This window comes from Sphingobacterium sp. UBA7855, from assembly GCA_002500745.1.
Taxonomy (GTDB): Bacteria; Bacteroidota; Bacteroidia; order Sphingobacteriales; family Sphingobacteriaceae; genus Sphingobacterium.
The window spans coordinates 224,796-244,723 of sequence record DLST01000001.1; the positions used below are offsets into that span (position 1 = coordinate 224,796).

Consider the following 19,928-nt stretch of genomic DNA (forward strand, 5'->3'; position numbering starts at 1 on the left):
GTATTAGCTGAAAAGAGAGTAACCAATTGTGGAAAAGGAAACACTTCAATATACGCTAAGGCAGTATATACATGGAAAACTTAGTGAAGAAGATTCGCGTAAGTTCTTGTCCTATATAAAGTCTGGTAAAGATAGCATACTACTTCAAGAAATCATCCAAGAGGTTTTGGACGATCCCATCGATCAATATCTGTTGGATGATCCAGCAATATTGGCTGTATTGGACAGTACATGGGATCAATTGGATCACCACATCAATAAATCCGAAATAAAATTGCTTCGATCTTGGAAACGTATTGGCGCGATCGCAGCCTCCATCATTGGACTATTAGCTATTGGTCAATGGTTTTTTAATGCAGAAACGGACAATAGTGCTCCGCCAGCAATACAACATGTGATATCACCCGGAAAACAATCCGCAACCTTAACGCTGGCCAACGGCAAGCAGATTCATCTACATGAAACACACAACGGTCGGATTGTCGAAGAATCGGGCATTAGGATCTCTAAAACAACAGATGGCCAATTGATTTACGAGGTGAGTAGTAATACGCAGGGCGAAATCGAGCAAAATACCTTATCGACAACCAAAGGGGAATGCTATCGGATTAAACTACCTGACGGGACACAAGTATGGCTGAATGCCGCATCATCGCTCAGGTATCCCGTTCGTTTTTCAAAAGGGGGGAATAGAACTGTTGTGCTAACTGGTGAGGCATATTTTGAAGTAGCAAAAGATTCCAAACACCCCTTTATTGTAAAGACCGCAAATCAAGAGGTCAAAGTGCTCGGTACCCATTTCAATGTAAACAGTTATGCCGACGAATCGGCGGTACAGACCACCCTTCTAGAAGGTCGCGTACAGGTCAGTTCCCATAATCAAAAATTGCTATTAGCACCGGGTGAACAGTCGAGCCTTACAGCTCATGGGATGTTAAAATCTCACCCGATAGATACAGCTCCGGTTATTGCGTGGACAAACAACGAATTTATGTTCGATGGAGATGATATCGAAAGTGTTATGCGTAAGGTGGCACGCTGGTATAATGTAGAGGTTATCTATCAGGGTAAAAAAACGACCGAGAAATTTGGGGGCGGAATATCGCGTTTTGATGATGTTCAAAAAGTTTTAAGGCTGCTCGAAAAAACGGGTGCCGTTCATTTCAGAATAGACGGAAAAAAAATACATGTACTTCCGTAGTAACCTACTAAATAATTAATGACACAATAACCTAAATAAACGAACCGATGAATAAAAAACGACAAAACGAATAGCCACGAAGGTGGGGTATAAAAAAGCAACCAAGATCCTGAAGGGGCTCGGTTGCCGTTTGGGACAATTAAATTTTAACTATCCAATCTGCAGTATGTTTCTGTTTTGGACGACTCGAATACACTGCAAATAAACCTTACAAATGTATCAAAATTATATCAGAAAAAAGGAGATAGCGTATCTGCTATTCCGTAAACTATGGCTTATTATGCGATTGACTACCATAATTATCTTGGTTACTTTTATGCAGGTTAGCGCTACCACCTTTGCACAAAAGGTAACATTAGAATACTCCAACATGAGCCTTAAAAAAATATTTAGGGAACTCAAATCCCAGACGGGATACAATTTTCTGTACACGGAACGGCAGATGGTAAACGCGAAGCCTATTGACATAAAAGTTAGGGACCGTCAATTATCGGATGTATTGGACCAGATCTTTAAAGATCAGCCCTTGTCTTACCAGTTGGATAATAAGACAGTGGTCATTTATGATAAGCCAAAAGCTTCCATAAAGTTCGCACCGATGGAGTTTACGATGATCCCAAATCAAGTCCCTGTAAAGGGACGTGTGACCAATGAGCGGGGCGAACCTCTTGCAAATGTCTCTGTGCGGGTCAAAGGAAATGAATCTATAGGTACTACCACCAATGGTGATGGTCTATTTACGCTCACAAACCTTTCGCCCAAAGCAACCCTGATATTCTCCTCTGTTGGTTATGATGCTTTGAGCGGGGAGCTATCTTCCCTGCAGACCGATGGATCGGGGCAGCTCAATGTGATTATGAAAAATAGCAACAGTCAGCTCGAAGAAGTTATCGTAATCGGCTATGGTACCACTACACGTCAGCGTGTTGTTGGGGCTGTTGATCAGATCAGTGCGAAAACTTTCGAAAACCGACCTGTAGGCAATGTAACACAAGCCCTTCAGGGAGCCTCGCCCAGCTTGACCATCCAACAGAAAAGCATGGACCCCAATGATAATTCGATGAATATCAATATTCGTGGGATATCTACCATAAACAGTAACGCGCCGCTGGTAGTGATCGATGGAATTATTACAGAAGGCGGTACGCTCAATAAGATCAATCCGGATGACATCGAAACAGTGTCGGTATTGAAAGACGCAGGCTCTACGGCTATATACGGTTCGAGGTCAGCCAATGGCGTTATTTTGGTAACCACCAAAAGAGGACGCCAAAATCAGCGCCCCACAGTAAATATCGGCACACAATGGGGAGTGCAAGAACCTAAAATTTTGTTTTCTCCAGTTGAAGGGTACCAAAATGCAACCCTACGTAATCTAGCGCTAACCAATTCAGGAATGGATCCGCAATTTTCACCGGCTGCTATCGCTGACTTATATGCCCATCGGGATATTGAGCGGTGGAACTTGCCTGAAATTATGAAGAACTCTTTCCAGCAAAAATATAATATCAGTGTGGCCGGCGGCGGAGAGAAAAGTTCGTACTTGTTTTCCGGAGGCTTTTACAATCAACCCAGTAATTTTGTTGGGCAAAACTTTGGCATTAAGCGGTACAATTTGCGGAGCAACCTCAGTACAGAGATCGGACGTTTTAAATTGACTTCTATTTTAGCCTATACCCGCAATAACAACATGAGCAACACGGCCGGAAGTGCCATTATCAATGCTTCCAGACTTCCTTCCTATTACTACTACCGCATGCAGGCAGATAATGGAAAATATCTTGTCAACAATGCACTGACAGACCAAAATCCATTGGCTGAGCTAAATGAAGGGGGATATATCAAAAATGATAACGATTATTTCAATATCAACCTGAATCTTGAAGCTAAACTTTTTGAAGGTTTAAAACTACGCGGTATCTTCGGAGCGGACATCTATGCAGACCACCGCTCTATTCGAAGAATCCAAGTTCCTTTGTATTCAAATCCAGATGCCACGCAACCGCAGGTTTATGTCAATTCAGATCGTAATACGGAAGATTTTAATGAAAAAGCTTCGCTATTAAATTTCCAGTTGCTCTTAGATTACGATCGGACTTTTGGAACTCATCATGTATCAGGGCTTTTTGGAGCATCCAACGAATCCTATACACGTCGACAAAACGAATTGAAGATGAAATTTACAGATCCTATCCTCGGTACACCTACTACAGGAACGGTCATTGATCCCGTAAGCGCCCGTGTCACACCAAATGGTACACTGCAAAATAGTATCAATTCGATCTTCGGTCGTGTCGGATATGACTTTGCAAGTAAGTATTTTGCCGAATTTAGCTTTCGCTACGATGGATCTTCTAAGTTCTCGAAGGCTAATCGCTGGGGGTTCTTTCCTTCGGGATCTCTCGGATGGCGAGCATCCGACGAAGTATTTATGAATTGGTATAAACAACATGTCGGTAGCCTAAAAATCAGATCTACGTATGGTGTCCTGGGCAATCAGGCCGTAGATGACTACGCCTATTATTTTACCTATGAATCTTATCAGAACAGTTATGGATTTAACAACAAACCTGTTTCTGCTGCGGGATTTAATTATGCCAGCCTTGATCTACGCTGGGAGAAAACCTATAATTTCAATGTTGGGTTGGACGCCACCTTCTTTCAGGATAAATTAACGGCCAGCTTCGACTATTTTAAAAAGCGAACAGTAGATATCTTGATGGCGCCACAGATACCTTCCACATTCGGAACTTCCTTAAAGAATCAGAACTTAGGTGAAATGAACAATGAAGGCTGGGAAATCAACCTCAATTACCGCGTTACAACAGGGAATTTCCAGCATGTGATCAATGCCAACATGGGTGATAGTCATAATAAGATTATTGCAATGCCGGGCGATGACCGTATTTCGACAGTTGACAACATTACTAAACTGACCCGTGTTGGGCTACCCTATAATTCCTATTATGGGTATAAGATGGAAGGATTCTTTCAAAATATAAGGGATATTGAAACTTCGGCGCTGCCGAGTGGTATTACGGCGGCAGATCTACGACCCGGTGATGTAAAGTATGTCGATCGGAATAACGATGGACTTATCGACGCACGGGACCGCTTTGTGTTGGGCAATGGTTTCCCTCGGTTTACATTTGGTCTTACCTATAATTTGAATTACAAAGATTTTGATTTTAGTATGTTTTGGCAAGGGGTGGGCAAGCGTGATATGATGATTCGCGGAGAATTGATCGAGCCCTTTCATCAAAACTATTCGTATTCCATTTACCAGCATCAACTCGATTACTGGACACCCACAAATATCGACGGGCATTGGCCGCGATTGACGGCAAATGGATCAACAGCGTCCACCAACAATTTTGGAAAAGATTCTGACCTCTATCTTTTCAACGGGAAATACGCCCGCCTGAAAAATATACAGATTGGCTATTCATTGCCAAAGGGAGTGATTGGAAAATGGGGATTGCAGCGTGTTCGCTTTTTTATTAATGCCCAAAACCTGCTGACGTTGAGTAAAAACTCCTGGATAGATCCCGAATCCTCCGAATTTGATTCTAACATGGGTGGTTCGGCCAATAGTGCCCGCAATTATCCGACGTTGAAATACTATGGCGGTGGATTAAATATTCAATTCTAACCTTTTATATAATGAAACTATATAAGATACTTGTAGGAGGCTTGAGTTTAATGGCAATTCTCCAATTAACATCCTGTAATAAGTTGGATACGCTACCAACTGATCGTTTTACTGATGAAAACTTTTGGGACTACGCAGATAATGCAGAAAAAATGGTCAACATGGCCTATAATCAGCTGTATTCAGCAGATCGTATGTGGAATGATGAAGCGCTGAGTGATAATATTTTTGAGGGGCGCTCAAACACAGACCAGCGTGCAATTCGTAATGGAACCGCCGATCCGACACTGGGCCGATTTGGTGCAGAGTGGTCCGATCTCTACGGCGGTATTAAGACCTGCCATGTCTATCTAGCGAATGTGGAACGTGTACCCGGAATGGACCCGGCACTCAAAAAACGTCGCATCGCCGAGGTGCGCTTTATCCGTGCATTTCTCTATTTTAGACTTGTTAATTTTTATGGCGCTGTGCCTTTTTTCACAAAAGATATCTCACTGGAAGAGTCCAAGACTCTACCTCGGACAGATAAAGCGACTATTATGGCCTTCATCCATCAAGAGTTGGATCAATGTATGGCCGATCTACCGAACAAAGATGCTTTATCCGCAGACGACCGCGGCCGGATTACAAAGGGTGCCGCTTCAGCCTTTCAAGCTCGGGCTTACCTTTATGAAAGTAATTGGAATAAAGTAATAGTGTACTGTGAAAATCTGATGAAAAATCAAACTGAATTTGGAACTTACGCATTATTCCGCAGTTATCCGGAATTGTTTACTGCAGCCAATGAATATAATTCAGAGGTTATTCTGGATTATGCCTATGTACCTCTTTTAAAAACCTGGAATAAGTTATATGATGCAGCACCAATCTCTGCACAGGCACGTTTAAACGGTTATGCACCATTACAAAGTCTGGCTGATAATTATTTGACACTGGGCGGAAATCCCATTGCTACGGATCCCCAATACAACGACAGTAATCCCTATGTCAATCGCGATCCACGTATGGCCGCAACCATCGTTTTTCATGGCGGACAATGGACTGATTTTGACGGTACAACACGCAAGATCTTTATCAAACCCGGCTCTGGTACAACAGATAAGGAACGGCTCGACGAATATCAGGGGGCGAGTGCCAACGCTTCCGCTACCGGTTATTACGTAAAGAAATACTACGATGTAACAGCAACGGTAAAATACGATGCCGGATTGAATATCATCATGTTCAGGTATGCCGATATCTTGTTGATGTATGCAGAAGCAAAAGAAGCACTGGGACAACTCGATGCAGCAGTATGGGATATGACGATCAGACCTATTCGTCTACGGGCTGGTTTTGAAGCCTCCAAAGCATTGGAATTCCCGACTGCCGGAGATCTGAAAACAATAGTCCGAAACGAGCGGAGAAGTGAACTCGCTCTTGAGGGATTGCGTTACTATGATATCATGCGCTGGAAAGCTGGTAAAACCTATTTGGAAGGCCAGGTATTGGGTGCTAAATATGGTGGTAACAATAGCAATATCAAATTGGATATCCGCCGATTTGATGAAAGTAGAGATTATCTCTGGTCGATACCACGGACCCAGATCGATCTAAATAAAAATTTATTGCCTAACAATCAGGGCTACTCAAACTAAATTTAATTAAAAAACTAGCGCAAACGGCGCATTAAAAAAATGTACGTTTCGAACCATAAATTAATGATATAGACATGAAATGGTATTTTAAAGTTATAGCAATGGTCGCATTGGCTGCGAGCATCGTTTCCTGTAAAAAAGACGATATGAAATACGCGGACGCCGAAGTGTCCGCGGTTGAGAACCTATATGCTCCTGCAGATGCAAAAGCGGTTAAATTATTAAGTTCAAGCTCCGCAGCGCTGTATTTTGAATGGCAGTCGGCTTTGGTGGCCGACGGTGGGGCAGCTCAATATGAAGTGGTCTTTGACAAGTCCGACGGCGATTTTAGCAAGCCTCTTTATACAGTCACATCGGATAATAATGGAAACTCCAACGGCGCTAATATCAGTCACAAAATATTGAATCAGATCGCCACGAAAGCGGGGGTCAACCCTGGTGAGAGTGGTGATGTAATCTGGTCAGTCTATGCTATCCGTGGAATGAAACGGGTGTTGAGCAAAGCTAAGAAGGTATTGAACATCAAAACACTGGAAGGCTTTGCAGAGATCCCCGATGAACTATTTATCGCTGGAGAGGCAACTGAGGGCGGGACGGATGTTGCCGCATCTTTACCTTTTAAATTGGTAGGTAATGGTGAATATGAGATCTTTACAAAACTGGAAGCCGGTAAGAAATATATTTTTACGGATCGTAAGTCCGCAGAAGGACGTGTTTTCTATTCGGAAGATCAAACTAAAATAAAAGAAGGTGAAACGGGAAGTAATAGCATTGCCAAGACAGCAGTATATCGTATTCGAATAGATTTTAATGTCGCAGCAGTTACTTACACCGAGATCAAAAACATGGGCGTTTATTTCTCGCCATCTGGAGCAGTGGTGTTGGATCTTCCTTATCAAGGTAAGGGAATTTGGTCTGCAACGGGCATTATCAATTTTAAACAGGAAAGTTGGGGCCGCGACCAACGCTATAAGTTCCAAATGGAAACCGTTAAGGCCGGAAAGGCTGAAACTTTACAGCTGGGAACTCAGAACGGGACGGACAGTCCTCCCAATAGTTCATCGGCTCCTTCTTATTATTTCGTTCGCATATTGCCCAATCTTTCGCAATGGGACGATAAATGGAAATTTGCGGATGCAGTAGACGGCCATCCAACAAAAATATCGATGATTTTGCAAGGCGACAAAGACTATACGCATACTGTAGTACCAAATTAAGGAGGAGACCCGATGAATAAAATGATTATACTGTCATCCATATTGTTTCTACTCTTTGGATGCACCAAAATTGAGGACAGCTACCCGTATGATGATTCCGTAGAGGAAAGCTGGACAGCTATTGCAACGCAGGTTTCCGATAAGATGATTGCCGGATTCTGGAATGAGTCCGGGTATTTTAACAATGCAATCAATCAATCCGATCTGGGATTTCAATATTGGCCCAATGCACATGCGATGGATGTTGTTATCGACGCTTATCTACGGACGAAAGATGCCAAGTATAGTGCCTATTTCAGCAAATGGTTTGAAGGTGTGAAGATCAAAAATGGCAATACCTATTACAACGTATTCTATGATGATATGGAATGGAATGCATTGACCATATTGCGCTTATATGAAATTACCAAGGAACAAAAATACCTCGACACCGTATTACTTTTATGGAAAGACATTACTGGTGCATGGGATGAGCAATACGCAGGCGGGGGATTGGCTTGGAAGAAAGATATGCGCTACAGCAAAAATGCTTGCTCGAATGGCCCAGCTAGTATTTTGGCCGCTAGATTATATCGTTTGACAAAAGATGAAAACTACTTGACCTGGGCTAAGAAGATCTACGAATGGCAAAAGGCAACCTTATACAATCCATCAACAGGCGCCGTTTATGATAACATTAATGGTCAGACAGGTAATGTGGATATGACGACGCTTACGTATAATCAGGGAACGTTTCTTGGTAGCGCGGTTGAGCTTTTTAAGATTACTAACGACCAGCCTTATCTGGTTGATGCGCAAAAAATTAGTTATTATACAATCACGCGTTGTATCGATGGCGGGAATAATATCTTGCGCGATGAGGGAAATGGCGACGGCGCATTGTTTAAGGGAATATTTATACGATATTTCGTAGACTATTTAAATCAGGAAGGAATTGATGCAGCCTACCGCAGTAAGTTTGATAAGTTTTTGGTCAACAATGGCAAAATTGCGTGGACCAAGGGAACAAGTCTACCGACGTTGTTTTTTGGTTCCTCCTGGGCGCAGCCACCCATAGGTAATAGTGAGCTTACAGCGTATGCAAGTGCAGCCATGCTCTTTGAAGGATTGGCAAGCTATCAAAATAAATTAAAATAATTGAACAAATGCAAAGAAGCCTTGCGTTTCCGTAAAGGTCGCAACGGCTTCTTTAAAGTAGAGATGCAGATGAAACAAATTACTAAAATAACGACCACTGTGTTACTGTCAGCCTTATGCTATCTCACCGGAAATGCACAGCGCAGCAAAGGACAGTCTGCCGAAAGAGCCCAAGAGACTCTAACTGTTATTTATGCTAAATATGGAAATTCGAACAACCAGCTGTTAACGGAGAAATTTCCTTATGATGAAAGCTTCAAAGCTGATTATCTTGACAATCCAGAGCAAGCTGCAGCGCAAAAGAAGTATGCCTACTTATGGCCATTCTCGGGAAGTTTTTCGGCAGTCAATAGCTTGATGGAACTGCCAAAGAACAGAGCGTTTTACCAAAAGATCCTAGACCAACGCGTGCTGCCAGGATTAATGGCATATAGGGATCATTCCAGGGAGCCCGTTGGTTATGCTTCCTACATCAATTCTGCTCCAGTGTCAGACCGATTTTATGATGACAACGTTTGGCTCGGAATCGATTTTACCGATAGCTATGTGCAGACAAAAAAGATTGATTACCTAAAGCATGCAAAAGAGATCTGGACTTTTGTAAAAAGTGGTGAAGATGAAAAGCTTGGCGGTGGAATCTATTGGTGCGAGCAGAAGAAAGAGTCTAAAAACACCTGCTCGAACGCTCCTGCAGCGGTATTTGCACTCAAGCTGTTTGAGGCAACGAAAGACAAAGAATATCTGAATGAGGGACGGCGTTTATATGAGTGGACAAAAGCAGGACTGCAAGATCCAACGGATAACCTGTATTGGGATAATATTCAGCTCAATGGAAATATAGGTAAAGCCAAATATTCCTATAATTCTGGACAAATGCTGCAAGCTGCGGCATTGCTATATAAGATAACTAAAGAAAAAAAGTATCTTCTTGATGCACAGGTTCTAGCAAAATCTTGTTTAAACTATTTTTTCCAAACTAAGGACGGGGATAATTTTCCAATATTGAGAAATAGTAACTTATGGTTCCATGCCGTAATGATGCGGGGATATGTCAGTTTATATGAACAGGATGGAAATAAAACCTATCTTGATATTTTTGCTAAAAACCTTGACAGGGCTTGGTACAAAATGAGGGATCAGTACGGACTGTTTGATGTTGATTGGACTTTAGAGAAAAAGCAAAAGTCGAAGTGGTTATTGGATCAATGTGCTTTTGTGGAGATGTATGGACGTTTGGCACAGCTAGGGTATTAGACAAGCTAAGTTTCATCTTTAAGCTGCATCGACGCCAACATTGACATATTTACCTCCTTTATATAGCTAGTGGCTAAGCGGCAATATTCTGTTTGGGTGCAGTACAGTTTGTCCGTTGTTAACTAAACGGACAAACTGAAAATATACGCTATACGAAAGTGTGCTTTTACTATTAAATAAGCGAGTGAACCAAATAGTATGGTAAGCCACGGCGTATACGCTACCCCTTTGTTAACAATAATCCATCCGCCGATAGTTGTTCCAATAGTTATACCTAACTTTAACCAATCATGTAATCGATGGTTAAACCCAATAGAAGTACCATTACTGAAAATGTGATTAATCCTAAAATATATGCAGCTAGTGCTTTAAAGTAATTTCCTAGCCTTTTAGCATCGAAGAATTGTCCTATTGCCCAAGAGCAATATACGATCCCGACGATGCCACCAACATTAGCTATACGCATATGCGTGACACCTTGCAAAACGGAAAACACGGCATAAATAAGCATGCCCATCCCCATGACGAAGCATAATAAGATTAATATTTCAAAGAAGTTGTACTTGTATTTTTTGAAAAATAGTTGAATCCACGACGCAATAAATACACCCATGATGAGGTTAGCATAACCATAATGTCCCTGCACCCATTGAAATAGCACTCCTATAGTGGACGGTTTAGCTTCGTTGTAATGGACATATTTGTCTTCGACATGAAAAAAATGGGTAATAATAGAATATATTAGCGAAGTCACAATGATGAAAATAATCGGTTTGACAAGCCGACTTCGATTTTCCGAAATGTATTTTTTTACATTTTGGCCGGGAGTGACCATGAGTTCTTTAATGGTATATAATATACCTCGTTCAAAATGCAGGACATGCTCAATTTCATGAGTAATGTAATGTGCGTCTATTCTTTTCAGAACCGCTGGTTGTCCGCAATCTGGGCAAAATTTTGAAGCAATGGTAGTTCCGCAGTTTTTACAGTTCATATATCAGTGATTTTAGATGAATATAGTTGATTAGTGTTCAGCAGCTCAGGACTGAAAATCCGCAATGACATTATTGTATAATGGCGTGCAGACTGATATAGCGGTTATAATACAATGGATCTTGGTAAATATTTATGTTTTTTTGCATCTTAAACGATATCGATACTATTTCGTTCAAAAATATCGCAGTTTACACGAAGATTAGCTACACTTGAGTGTAGTCTGCTAAAAAGAATTTTTATTATACGCTATTGTATAATCCAACAAGCTTATAGTTAAGATGATATGTAGTGCTTATCCATTGGTAGCTCGATACTGAATTGTTAGTTGATAGGCAAATGCTAGGGTAGCACCAAGCAGTATTCCGCCCAATATATCGGTAAACCAATGGACACCTGATAGGAGCCTTGCAGCGATAGTGATAATCGTAATTAATGCGGAAATTAATACGACAATATTTTTTAAAAGTGCGTTTTTAATTCTGATCCTAAACTGTGTGATCGAAGTTGCCATGATAAAAAGGACGACCATCGAATGCGACGACGGAAATGATGCTTCCAAAGATTCCTTAAGGATTACCGGCCTATAATTTATTATGCACATCTCAAAAAATGCATAAATGAGAGCTAAAAGAATATAAAAAAATCCCAAAATAAGGATGTTATCATCGACTCGTTTCAAACTACCCCGTTTTATCAGCTGGATTAGTCCAAACACCGAAAATCCTGGCACAAGTGCCAGCGCAATCCAACCGAGCCATTCGCTTACGATAAACCATTTCATATTTAGTCCTACAGTTTCATGGACATAGCCATTGATTTTGCCCAGGCCAACTACAGAATCTTGTGGTCCAATTGCTTCTTTATCCATGTATATTACAGCTGTAGTAAGTAAAAGGAAGCTTAAAAATAATATAACTATAGTCAGAAAATTGCGATAGATGCCGTTATTAAATGTGTAATTCATTTAGTATATGCTGATGATATTTTAAATAATGGAAAAGAGGCAATCTCTTGAGGGTGTGCTCTACATTTCTAACAATCTAAAGAATATTTTTGTTTAAGCCAAATCGATATGATGATCGCAACCTGATACGAAGTAGCTAAGCGATATATGTAGCATCCTTCTAGTCACTTGAGGTTCATTGCTTAAGAATGGTTACATTCAAATTTTTACAATTATATCTTAAGCCGTGATTTTTAAACAAAAAAAATGAATGGAAATGGGGTTAATCGAAGTTTTTTTCGAATTTATTCTTGTTTTTTTTAATTTTTCAACACTTTTTCTTGATTTATTGACTCACTATTGTGTTTAACCATGTTAATTTCGATTATTGCTGTAAATAATCTTGTATAGATAGTAGCCTTAAGTTGTCAATTAAAAAATCACTTCCAGTTATGAATCGAAAATTTAAAACGATAGCCTTCATTTCGCTATTGTTCATCACTACCGGCATCCAGGCCCAGGTAGGCAAATATGTATGGAAAGATGCCACAGAGGGTGGATATACTTATAAGTATGTGACTAACGACCCTATTCGCACCCGTTTTTACACATTAAAAAATGGTCTCACTGTTATCCTCAGCGTCAATAACAAACAGCCCCGTATTCAGGCATACATTGCTACCAAGGCTGGAAGTAAAACAGATCCTAAAGATCATACCGGATTGGCGCATTATCTCGAGCATATGCTATTTAAAGGTACCGACAAGTTTGGTAGTCTCGATTGGTCGAAAGAAAAACCATTGTTGGATCAGGTTGACAATCTGTATGAAAAATATAATCATACAACAGATGCTAATGAACGGGCGGCGATCTATAAAGAAATTGACCGCGTATCCGGCGAGGCATCCAAGTATGCTATTCCTAATGAGTACGACAAGCTGATGAGTAGTATGGGCTCCAAAGGCACCAATGCGTTTACATCTTTTGAACAGACAGTCTACGTGGAAGACATTCCTAATAATGTACTTGATAAATATTTGACGGTTCAGGCCGAACGCTTCAGGAACCCCATACTCCGTTTATTCCATACTGAACTGGAATCCGTTTACGAAGAGAAAAATATCAGTTTGGATAACGACAATAGAAAATCTATTGAAACTATATTTGCAGCCATGTTTCCAAAAAATAATTATGGTAAGCAAACTGTGCTCGGTTCTGTAGAACATCTTAAAAACCCTTCACTAAAGGCAATACGCGAATACTACAATACGTATTACGTGCCAAATAACATGGGGGTGATTATGTCCGGCGATTTTAATCCTACCGATGTTGTTCAACGTATTGACAAGGCATTTTCCTCCATGAAGCCCAAAGCTGTTCCGGCCTACACTTTTGAAAAGGAGCAAGCTATTACAAGTCCCATCACTAGAACTGTCATGGGGCCCACAGCAGAATATCTGCTTCTGGGGTTCCGTTTTCCAGGGGCTGCCGATCCTGACGCACAAATTCTGAATCTTATGGCCAACGTGCTGACCAATGGTTCCGCAGGATTGATTGATCTAAATCTGGTTAAATCACAGAAATTATTGGGTGCAGGTGCATTTCCCTATGTGTTGAAAGATTATTCCATGTTGATTCTTCAGGGGAATCCAAGTTCGGGTCAGAGCCTTGATGATGTGAAGAGCCTATTGTTAAACGAACTCGACAAATTACGAAAAGGTCAATTTTCAGATGATCTGCTGACCTCAATCGTGAATAATGAAAAGAAAGCGCAGATCAAGTTATTTGATAATTATACCAGTACCGCTGAGCAACTCATGTCAGGCTTCACATCGGAGGTTGATTGGTCAAAAGAATTGGGATATACCGATCGTTTGTCAAAAATTACAAAAGAAGATATCGTACGTTTCGCCAATAAGTATTTGTCTGATGTCAACTATGTTGCTGTCTATAAACAAAAAGGGCAGGATGACAAAGTGGATAAAGTAGTCAAACCGGCCATTACACCGATTACTGTTAACCGAAATGTTGAATCTGCCTTTCTGAAGCAGATCAACGCGATGCCTGAGCAGGATATCAAACCTAAATGGATTGATTTCTCAAAAGATATGTCAACAGCTAAATTGAAAGATCTAGATGTGTTGGCCGTTCAAAATAAAAATAATGAGTTGTTTAGCCTTACCTATCACTTTGATTTTGGAAGCTGGGACAATAAATTATTAGGCCTTGCAGTGGGATATTTGGAGTTTTTGGGCACCAAAGATAAGACCAGCGAAGACTTTAGCAAGGCATTTTACAAATTGGCATCAGACTTTTCGGTCTCTTCGGGAAATGAAGAAAGTAGTGTTTCTGTTTCCGGGCTGAATAGTAATTTCGTAGCAACCGTCGACTTGTTGCAAGACCTTATGCACAATTGTGTCGTCGATGAGCAAGCGTTCAAATCTTATATTGAACGCGTCAAAAAGTCGCGGGCTAATGCCAAGGAGAATAAGGCGGCCATCATGGAAGGATTAAAAGCTTATGCACGTTATGGCGCCAAAAACCCATTTAATTATACCTACACCGACAAGGAACTTGATGAGCTGAAGGCATCTGACCTCGTAGCTGTCTTACATAATCTGGCGAACGCTAAACATCGCATATTATACTATGGTCCGCACAAGGTGACTGATCTGGTAAAAAACCTGAAGCCTTTAAAACATCATGATTTGCCTTACTATGCGATTGAGAAAGGGATGAAATTTGAGGAAAAGCCAACAAGCGATAATAAAGTTTTGTTTGCGCAGTATGCGATGAAGCAGGCAGAAGTTTTTTGGATCCGTAATTCAGGATTATTTAATAAAAACCAAATACCCACAGTGACTTTCTTCAACGGTTATTTTGGAGGCGGTATGGGAAGTATTGTTTTTCAGACGCTACGTGAATCCAAAGCTTTGGCCTATACCACTTATGCTTACTATGGACAGCCTCAGAAAAAGGAAAATCATGGTATGGTGGGAGCGTACATAGGAACGCAATCCGATAAGTTTAAAGATGCAGTTGGTGGTATGAATGAACTTTTAAATGAGCTGCCGGAGTCGAAAGTTGGCGTAGAATCAATTCGTACCAATTTGCTGAAATCATTGGCAAGTGAACGAATTAGTGGGGCAGGCATTCTTTCAAGCTATTTAGCCGCACAGAGACGTGGACTTACAGAAGATTCTCGAAAAATAATTTTTGAGAAGCTTCCTCAGCTGACATTTTCAGATCTCAAATCATTTCATGCCGAGAATATCAGTCGTAAACCTTATGTCTACTGTATTGTAGGGGATGAAAAGGACTTAAATGAAGACATGATGTCTGGATTGGGAAATGTTAAAAAGTTAACTCTTGATGAAATATTTGGATATTAATCCAGATTAAAAAAATGTTTAATGTTTAATGTTTAATGTTTATTGGGGCACATTCTTTGCAATGGCCCCTTTATTTTTCTTCATGAGCATGTGTTACGACCAGCTAAAACATACACGTTGCCCAACTCAAAGCCTAAGATTGAAACGATTAGATCCCGCAGTTCCTTATAACTAGTGCAACAAAGTTATATATGATTTAAAACAAAATCATACCTGCTCTCAACAGAACCGATTGGAACAGTGATTACATCATATCCCAGATTTATATACGTATCTTTCATATTGCGATAGGTATTAACGGCTTCTTCCCAGCTTTGCTTTCGCTCCATATCGGTTTCATAAATTTCAGCCCATGGTGGTAATATGAAAACCTTACTATTATAAATTGTATCCTTTACAGTTTTAATTTGTTCATCAGTTATAGGTATATTTTCCATTTTCATGTAGCACAACGTATCCGCCAATCCACGATCAAAAAAGACGGTTTTATCGCAAGTAACATTAAAAATTTGATTATAAGCTTGTAGTGATTCCTTAAACATCAGTTGTGCATAGATATATTTGTTTTTCCAGGGGACACCATCGCCATTTTTACCCACTTGATCTCTAATGATGGCTCGAGCAGATTCAGAAACAATTAAAAAGCCCTTTCTATGAAGATAGTCAACTAATGTTGTTTTGCCAACACCAGGGCCACCTGTGATAATATATAGATTCATTGTGTCGATTCGAGTTTTATTTCATATTATACGCTGTCGGAGGACATTGCGGCATTATTCAAGTATTTTGCCATCAATCTAATGATTTTATTGCTTAAATTAGACCTATGAATACTAATTTAATAACCGTTTTAGCTCTTTTAACCATCATTTTATCATCATGTTCTGGTACCCGAATTGCCACGATGAGAAAATCGAAGATGGAGCAGCTTGAACTTGGAATGTCTAAAGTACAAGTTGTTACTATTCTTGGGCCATCCTATTCAATCTCTCAAAAGGAGGCAAATGACAAAGATACCATAGAAGTAATTTCTTACAGAAATGTTCCTTTTGATGATGAATTCTATTTATTTCGGTTTAAGAATAATAAATTGGAGAAATGGCATCGAGAATTTCAACCGATATACAAAGAAGTAAAGCCCTAGATTTTTACTATAAAAGTTATTCATGATTTTAATCTCGCGATAAGCCCATATTGCCTAAGCTAGAGGTGCAAAAGTTTAAAAGGTTTTATAGCTTTCTTTTCCTTAGCTTTGTCGTTTACCAAGAATTGAAAATAGCCTTCCATGGATAATATCATTGCATCTATACGTAAGCATTTTGATGTAAGAGGTGAGTCTTTAGCGCTACTGATCAGCGGTTTAAAGAATTGAATGTACCCAAAAAGACCATACTGATACAGCCAGACAGAAGTGATAAAAATATTTATTTTGTAGAGAACGGAATCGCCAGGGCCTATACGATACGCGATGGAAAAGAAGTTATTTCTTGTTTTGGCAAACAAGGGGTTTTAACTTAAATTGTACACATCGAATTTACCCTACACTTCTATGATAAAAAAAATCATAGCATTTTCCTAACAAAAATTGATTCTGTGCGCACGATATCTAAGGCATCAATACAGCATCTATCACATGGATTACCCCATTCGATTGATTGACGTCAGCAACCGTTACTTTTGCGCTATTACCTTTCGCGTCTTTTACATATACGTCTTTCCCTTTCATCCAAAAAGTAAGGTTGCCACCTTGCACTGATTTGGTTACATAAGTTCCTTTGCCATCCTTAATTGCTTGAACGATCTGTGGCGCGCTCCATTTCCCAGGAATCACGTGATAGGTCAATATTGAAGTTAATTGAGCCTTGTTTTCTGGCAGCATTAAATTATTTAGAGCCTCTTTGGGTACTTTAGCAAAAGCATCATTCGTAGGAGCCAAAACTGTAAAAGGACCCGGTCCCTGTAAGGTTTCCACAAGGCCTGCAGCCTTTACTGCAGCAACCATCGTTGTGTGATCTTTAGAGTTGACTGCATTCTCAATAATGTTTTTGGAAGGATACATCGGTGCACCACCTACCATAACAGTTTTTTCCTTTGTTTGAGCGTGGCTCATATAAGTGCTTCCCAATAATGTTGCTGCTGTGGCAGCCGCCCATAAGATCGATTTCATTTTCATGATCTTTATTTTTTATATGTGATTTAAAACTTTTATACGATCATTTACGATAAAACGGAAAGTTTGGATTTTGGTGATATATAAAAATTATTAATTCTTCATTTTTCCCCATCTTTTACGAGATAGTATAATCGCGTAGTCTCGAATATTGCCCTTTTTGTCGGGATTAGTAACTCTCCAGTGTTTGGCTGTCATTCCAAATAGTGCGACATTCAGTATGTCAGCTTCGCTGGCATAAACGGAATTCGCTTGCTGCTGGGTAATTTCTGCTGGAATGAGGTTTTCCTTTATTGCATCAGTGTGAATGTGATAATTTACTTTGGCTAGTGTCCTTTGTAAATCCCAGTTCAATTTCAAACGATCATTTTCTTCATCTTTTAGACGCTGAAATTCTTTGATTAAGTAAATTTTAAAATGTGGGCTAATCCACATGCCGAATTCAAAAGCTATATCAGGATGCGCATATGTCCCCCCCATATCTTCCTGCGGTCGCTTTTAAGCCGATAGCATTTGTCTTCTCAACCCAATCTTTAACACTGATTTTATAACTGTTAAGTCCGGCCTGACTTTTAATTATGGCGAATTCGCCATAATTAAAAATAGGGTTATAAATGCTTTACCAAATACCCAGATATTCAACTCTGTTTCTGTTTCGAAGCCAATCAGAAATGAAAAAGTCCCCATCTTTAGCTTTTAGCATATCAGTAAGTGAAATAAACTCTTTGCCATTGTCGAGGATGATTGTTATTTCTTTTCCCTGTACATTAATCTTTTTATTCTTTGCCATACATTTAGATTTGATATTTATTCTTCGTCAGTTTGAAAAAACAAAACGGAATAATTGGCTATTACAGATTTTATTTTAAGTGAGTAAATATACTAAGAAAAGTAGTAATTTATGGACCGATGTCCACAAATACCTAGATCTATACGTAGTTTTTTAAGCAATGAAACCACAGCTTCAGTTTTTAAAACTAGTTTTTTCCAGCTTAATCGGATGGACAGCCAATGGATGAAATTTGGTTCTGATCATAAGCCCTACCGAATTCTAGATACGAGTATCCGTTGCTGAATATCGAAATGACAAAAATGGACAAATAAAAAATGTGAAGTCCTTTCGAACTCCACATTTCTATAATTAATACACTTTGTGGTACGATGCTGTTACCTCTTTTGTTTTTTCATTTCTTCTATCTCTCGCTTTAGCTGGTCTTGATCTGCTTTCTTGTAAAATTCTTGCTCCGTTACAGAATAATCGTACTTGAATAATCTCGCCTTTATTCTGGTATTATTGACAAAAATACCAAAGTCTATGTTTGCTATCGTAAGAAAACCAGCACTATTTCCATCAATTTCCATACTTCCAAATTTTGTTAGTTTTGCTATTTTTGTACTGAATGATCCATCTGCGTCTGAAGATACTTTTTTGATCGTATTTCCTTCAGAGTCTAAAAATCGTATCTCGGCATTCGGTACCTTTCTTTTTGTCTTAGCTTCAGTTACAATGCCTGAAATCGTTACCGAGTCTTGCGAATCGTTCTCGTCTAAATAGCATGAAGCCTCGTACCCGCCCAATACTTTATTGTCTTCTGTTTTGGGTTTGATGACGGAACAGGATGAGAAAAAAATCACAATTAAAAAAACTGAGCTTTTATGTCCCAGATCAAACTATAACACCTATTTATGTTTTCTATTTGCTTTTTCAACTTCTTTCCTCAACTTTTTCTGATCCTTTTTTGAACCTATTTCATTAATATACATGGGCTGCCTTGGTAATTTTATGTCTAAGGCGTAGGTTTTAAAATTTGGAGCAATGTAAACATGTTCGATAGTCATCCCCGTTCCAAATGTATCTACAATAATTTTTCCATGGAGCAATCCCTCGGATGGGATCGTTAGCGAAAATTCTCCATTTTTATCTGTGATGGCTGTACCAATAGTATCACTCTCTGAACTAAGAAAGAAAACTCTAGCAAAAGGAACATTTTCATTATTATGGCTCATGCTCACTTTGCCTTTTATTAAAGGCGATATCTCATCATCTGTATAACCTTTACCTCGTTGGCTATAGCTGCTGCAGTTGTTTTGGTCTATATCAACCCAGCCGTTATAATTTTTCTTTGTAGAACAGCTAAAGACTGTAAGCAAAAGAAGAAGTTTAAAACCGCAAAGGTTTAAATTTATGCGTAATGCCATTATAAATTTGGTCCTTTTTTTATTTCAAATAATAAACAAAAATTCTTTATATGAATAGGTTCCGTTGTAAACAAGACGAAATTTTTAGCATCACCAAAAGCTGTTTTTTTAGAGGGTGTAAACTGAACTG

General features: G+C 39.6%; 16 protein-coding genes. 8 read left to right on the top strand and 8 right to left on the bottom strand.

All coding sequences use genetic code 11. The features are described 5' to 3' along the window. Positions 1-28: 28 nt before the first annotated feature. The 6 genes from B2107_RS00940 (at position 29) to B2107_RS00965 (ending at position 10,098) form a co-directional block, all read left to right on the top strand. Entirely contained in the window at positions 29-1,201 is a 1,173-nt protein-coding gene (locus B2107_RS00940; RefSeq protein ID WP_293952283.1) for a FecR family protein, read from the top strand. A gap of 214 nt (positions 1,202-1,415) precedes the next feature. Beyond that, a complete protein-coding gene (locus B2107_RS00945; RefSeq protein ID WP_293952285.1) occupies positions 1,416-4,853 on the top strand; it encodes a TonB-dependent receptor in 3,438 nt (1,145 codons plus the stop codon). An 11-nt stretch (positions 4,854-4,864) separates the two neighbouring features. Continuing rightward, positions 4,865-6,490 (top strand): RagB/SusD family nutrient uptake outer membrane protein, encoded by a 1,626-nt coding sequence (locus B2107_RS00950; RefSeq protein ID WP_293952287.1) that lies wholly within the window; start codon positions 4,865-4,867, stop codon positions 6,488-6,490. A 74-nt stretch (positions 6,491-6,564) separates the two neighbouring features. After that, entirely contained in the window at positions 6,565-7,707 is a 1,143-nt protein-coding gene (locus B2107_RS00955; RefSeq protein WP_293952289.1) for a SusE domain-containing protein, read from the top strand. 12 nt (positions 7,708-7,719) lie between these two features. Next, a complete protein-coding gene (locus B2107_RS00960) occupies positions 7,720-8,844 on the top strand; it encodes a glycoside hydrolase family 76 protein (RefSeq protein ID WP_293952291.1) in 1,125 nt (374 codons plus the stop codon). A gap of 69 nt (positions 8,845-8,913) precedes the next feature. Continuing rightward, the gene (locus tag B2107_RS00965; protein ID WP_293952293.1) at positions 8,914-10,098 is read left to right on the top strand and encodes a glycoside hydrolase family 76 protein; all 1,185 of its coding nucleotides are present in this window, start codon (positions 8,914-8,916) and stop codon (positions 10,096-10,098) included. A gap of 280 nt (positions 10,099-10,378) precedes the next feature. Here B2107_RS00965 and B2107_RS00970 read toward each other — a convergent pair whose 3' ends face one another. Continuing rightward, positions 10,379-11,092, bottom strand: coding sequence for a DUF3667 domain-containing protein (locus tag B2107_RS00970; RefSeq protein WP_293952295.1), 714 nt, complete (start codon positions 11,090-11,092; stop codon positions 10,379-10,381). 294 nt (positions 11,093-11,386) lie between these two features. Continuing rightward, a complete protein-coding gene (locus B2107_RS00975) occupies positions 11,387-11,962 on the bottom strand; it encodes a phosphatase PAP2 family protein (protein ID WP_293952297.1) in 576 nt (191 codons plus the stop codon). 527 nt (positions 11,963-12,489) lie between these two features. Between B2107_RS00975 and B2107_RS00980 the strand changes: the two genes are divergently transcribed. Continuing rightward, complete coding sequence (locus B2107_RS00980) at positions 12,490-15,429, top strand: M16 family metallopeptidase (RefSeq protein ID WP_293952299.1); 2,940 nt, start codon at positions 12,490-12,492, stop codon at positions 15,427-15,429. Positions 15,430-15,614: 185 nt separating this feature from the next. Here B2107_RS00980 and B2107_RS00985 read toward each other — a convergent pair whose 3' ends face one another. Next, entirely contained in the window at positions 15,615-16,148 is a 534-nt protein-coding gene (locus tag B2107_RS00985; protein WP_293952301.1) for an AAA family ATPase, read from the bottom strand. Between the two features lie 185 nt (positions 16,149-16,333). Between B2107_RS00985 and B2107_RS00990 the strand changes: the two genes are divergently transcribed. Beyond that, complete coding sequence (locus B2107_RS00990; protein ID WP_293952303.1) at positions 16,334-16,573, top strand: hypothetical protein; 240 nt, start codon at positions 16,334-16,336, stop codon at positions 16,571-16,573. Between the two features lie 462 nt (positions 16,574-17,035). Here the strand turns inward: B2107_RS00990 and B2107_RS00995 are convergent, their stop codons facing one another. The 5 genes from B2107_RS00995 to B2107_RS01015 all read right to left on the bottom strand — a co-directional run bounded on the left by B2107_RS00995 (position 17,036) and on the right by B2107_RS01015 (position 19,798). Then, positions 17,036-17,602, bottom strand: a complete 567-nt coding sequence (locus tag B2107_RS00995; RefSeq protein WP_312365246.1) for a fasciclin domain-containing protein — start codon at positions 17,600-17,602, stop codon at positions 17,036-17,038. Between the two features lie 90 nt (positions 17,603-17,692). Continuing rightward, positions 17,693-18,079 carry a KilA-N domain-containing protein gene (locus tag B2107_RS01000; protein ID WP_293952305.1) on the bottom strand — a complete coding sequence of 129 codons (387 nt, stop codon included), beginning with the start codon at positions 18,077-18,079 and terminating at the stop codon, positions 17,693-17,695. 139 nt (positions 18,080-18,218) lie between these two features. Beyond that, complete coding sequence (locus B2107_RS01005; protein ID WP_293952307.1) at positions 18,219-18,389, bottom strand: KilA-N domain-containing protein; 171 nt, start codon at positions 18,387-18,389, stop codon at positions 18,219-18,221. Positions 18,390-18,766: 377 nt separating this feature from the next. After that, positions 18,767-19,234 carry a carboxypeptidase-like regulatory domain-containing protein gene (locus tag B2107_RS01010; protein ID WP_293952309.1) on the bottom strand — a complete coding sequence of 156 codons (468 nt, stop codon included), beginning with the start codon at positions 19,232-19,234 and terminating at the stop codon, positions 18,767-18,769. Positions 19,235-19,279: 45 nt separating this feature from the next. Then, on the bottom strand, positions 19,280-19,798 hold the full coding sequence (locus B2107_RS01015; RefSeq protein WP_293952311.1) for a hypothetical protein: 519 nt from the start codon (positions 19,796-19,798) through the stop codon (positions 19,280-19,282). Positions 19,799-19,928 lie beyond the last annotated feature (130 nt).

What these genes read in the sequence shown, in the direction of transcription:
- B2107_RS00945 (WP_293952285.1), top strand. Translation starts at nt 1,416, where the DNA reads ATGTATCAAAATTATATCAGAAAAAAGGAGATAGCGTATCTGCTATTC.
- B2107_RS00950 (WP_293952287.1), top strand. Translation starts at nt 4,865, where the DNA reads ATGAAACTATATAAGATACTTGTAGGAGGCTTGAGTTTAATGGCAATT.
- B2107_RS00955 (WP_293952289.1), top strand. Translation starts at nt 6,565, where the DNA reads ATGAAATGGTATTTTAAAGTTATAGCAATGGTCGCATTGGCTGCGAGC.
- B2107_RS00960 (WP_293952291.1), top strand. Translation starts at nt 7,720, where the DNA reads ATGAATAAAATGATTATACTGTCATCCATATTGTTTCTACTCTTTGGA.
- B2107_RS00965 (WP_293952293.1), top strand. Translation starts at nt 8,914, where the DNA reads ATGAAACAAATTACTAAAATAACGACCACTGTGTTACTGTCAGCCTTA.
- B2107_RS00970 (WP_293952295.1), bottom strand. Translation starts at nt 11,092, where the DNA reads ATGAACTGTAAAAACTGCGGAACTACCATTGCTTCAAAATTTTGCCCA.
- B2107_RS00975 (WP_293952297.1), bottom strand. Translation starts at nt 11,962, where the DNA reads ATGGATAAAGAAGCAATTGGACCACAAGATTCTGTAGTTGGCCTGGGC.
- B2107_RS00980 (WP_293952299.1), top strand. Translation starts at nt 12,490, where the DNA reads ATGAATCGAAAATTTAAAACGATAGCCTTCATTTCGCTATTGTTCATC.
- B2107_RS00985 (WP_293952301.1), bottom strand. Translation starts at nt 16,148, where the DNA reads ATGAATCTATATATTATCACAGGTGGCCCTGGTGTTGGCAAAACAACA.
- B2107_RS00990 (WP_293952303.1), top strand. Translation starts at nt 16,334, where the DNA reads ATGAGAAAATCGAAGATGGAGCAGCTTGAACTTGGAATGTCTAAAGTA.
- B2107_RS00995 (WP_312365246.1), bottom strand. Translation starts at nt 17,602, where the DNA reads ATGAAAATGAAATCGATCTTATGGGCGGCTGCCACAGCAGCAACATTA.
- B2107_RS01000 (WP_293952305.1), bottom strand. Translation starts at nt 18,079, where the DNA reads ATGGGGGGGACATATGCGCATCCTGATATAGCTTTTGAATTCGGCATG.
- B2107_RS01005 (WP_293952307.1), bottom strand. Translation starts at nt 18,389, where the DNA reads ATGGCAAAGAATAAAAAGATTAATGTACAGGGAAAAGAAATAACAATC.
- B2107_RS01015 (WP_293952311.1), bottom strand. Translation starts at nt 19,798, where the DNA reads ATGGCATTACGCATAAATTTAAACCTTTGCGGTTTTAAACTTCTTCTT.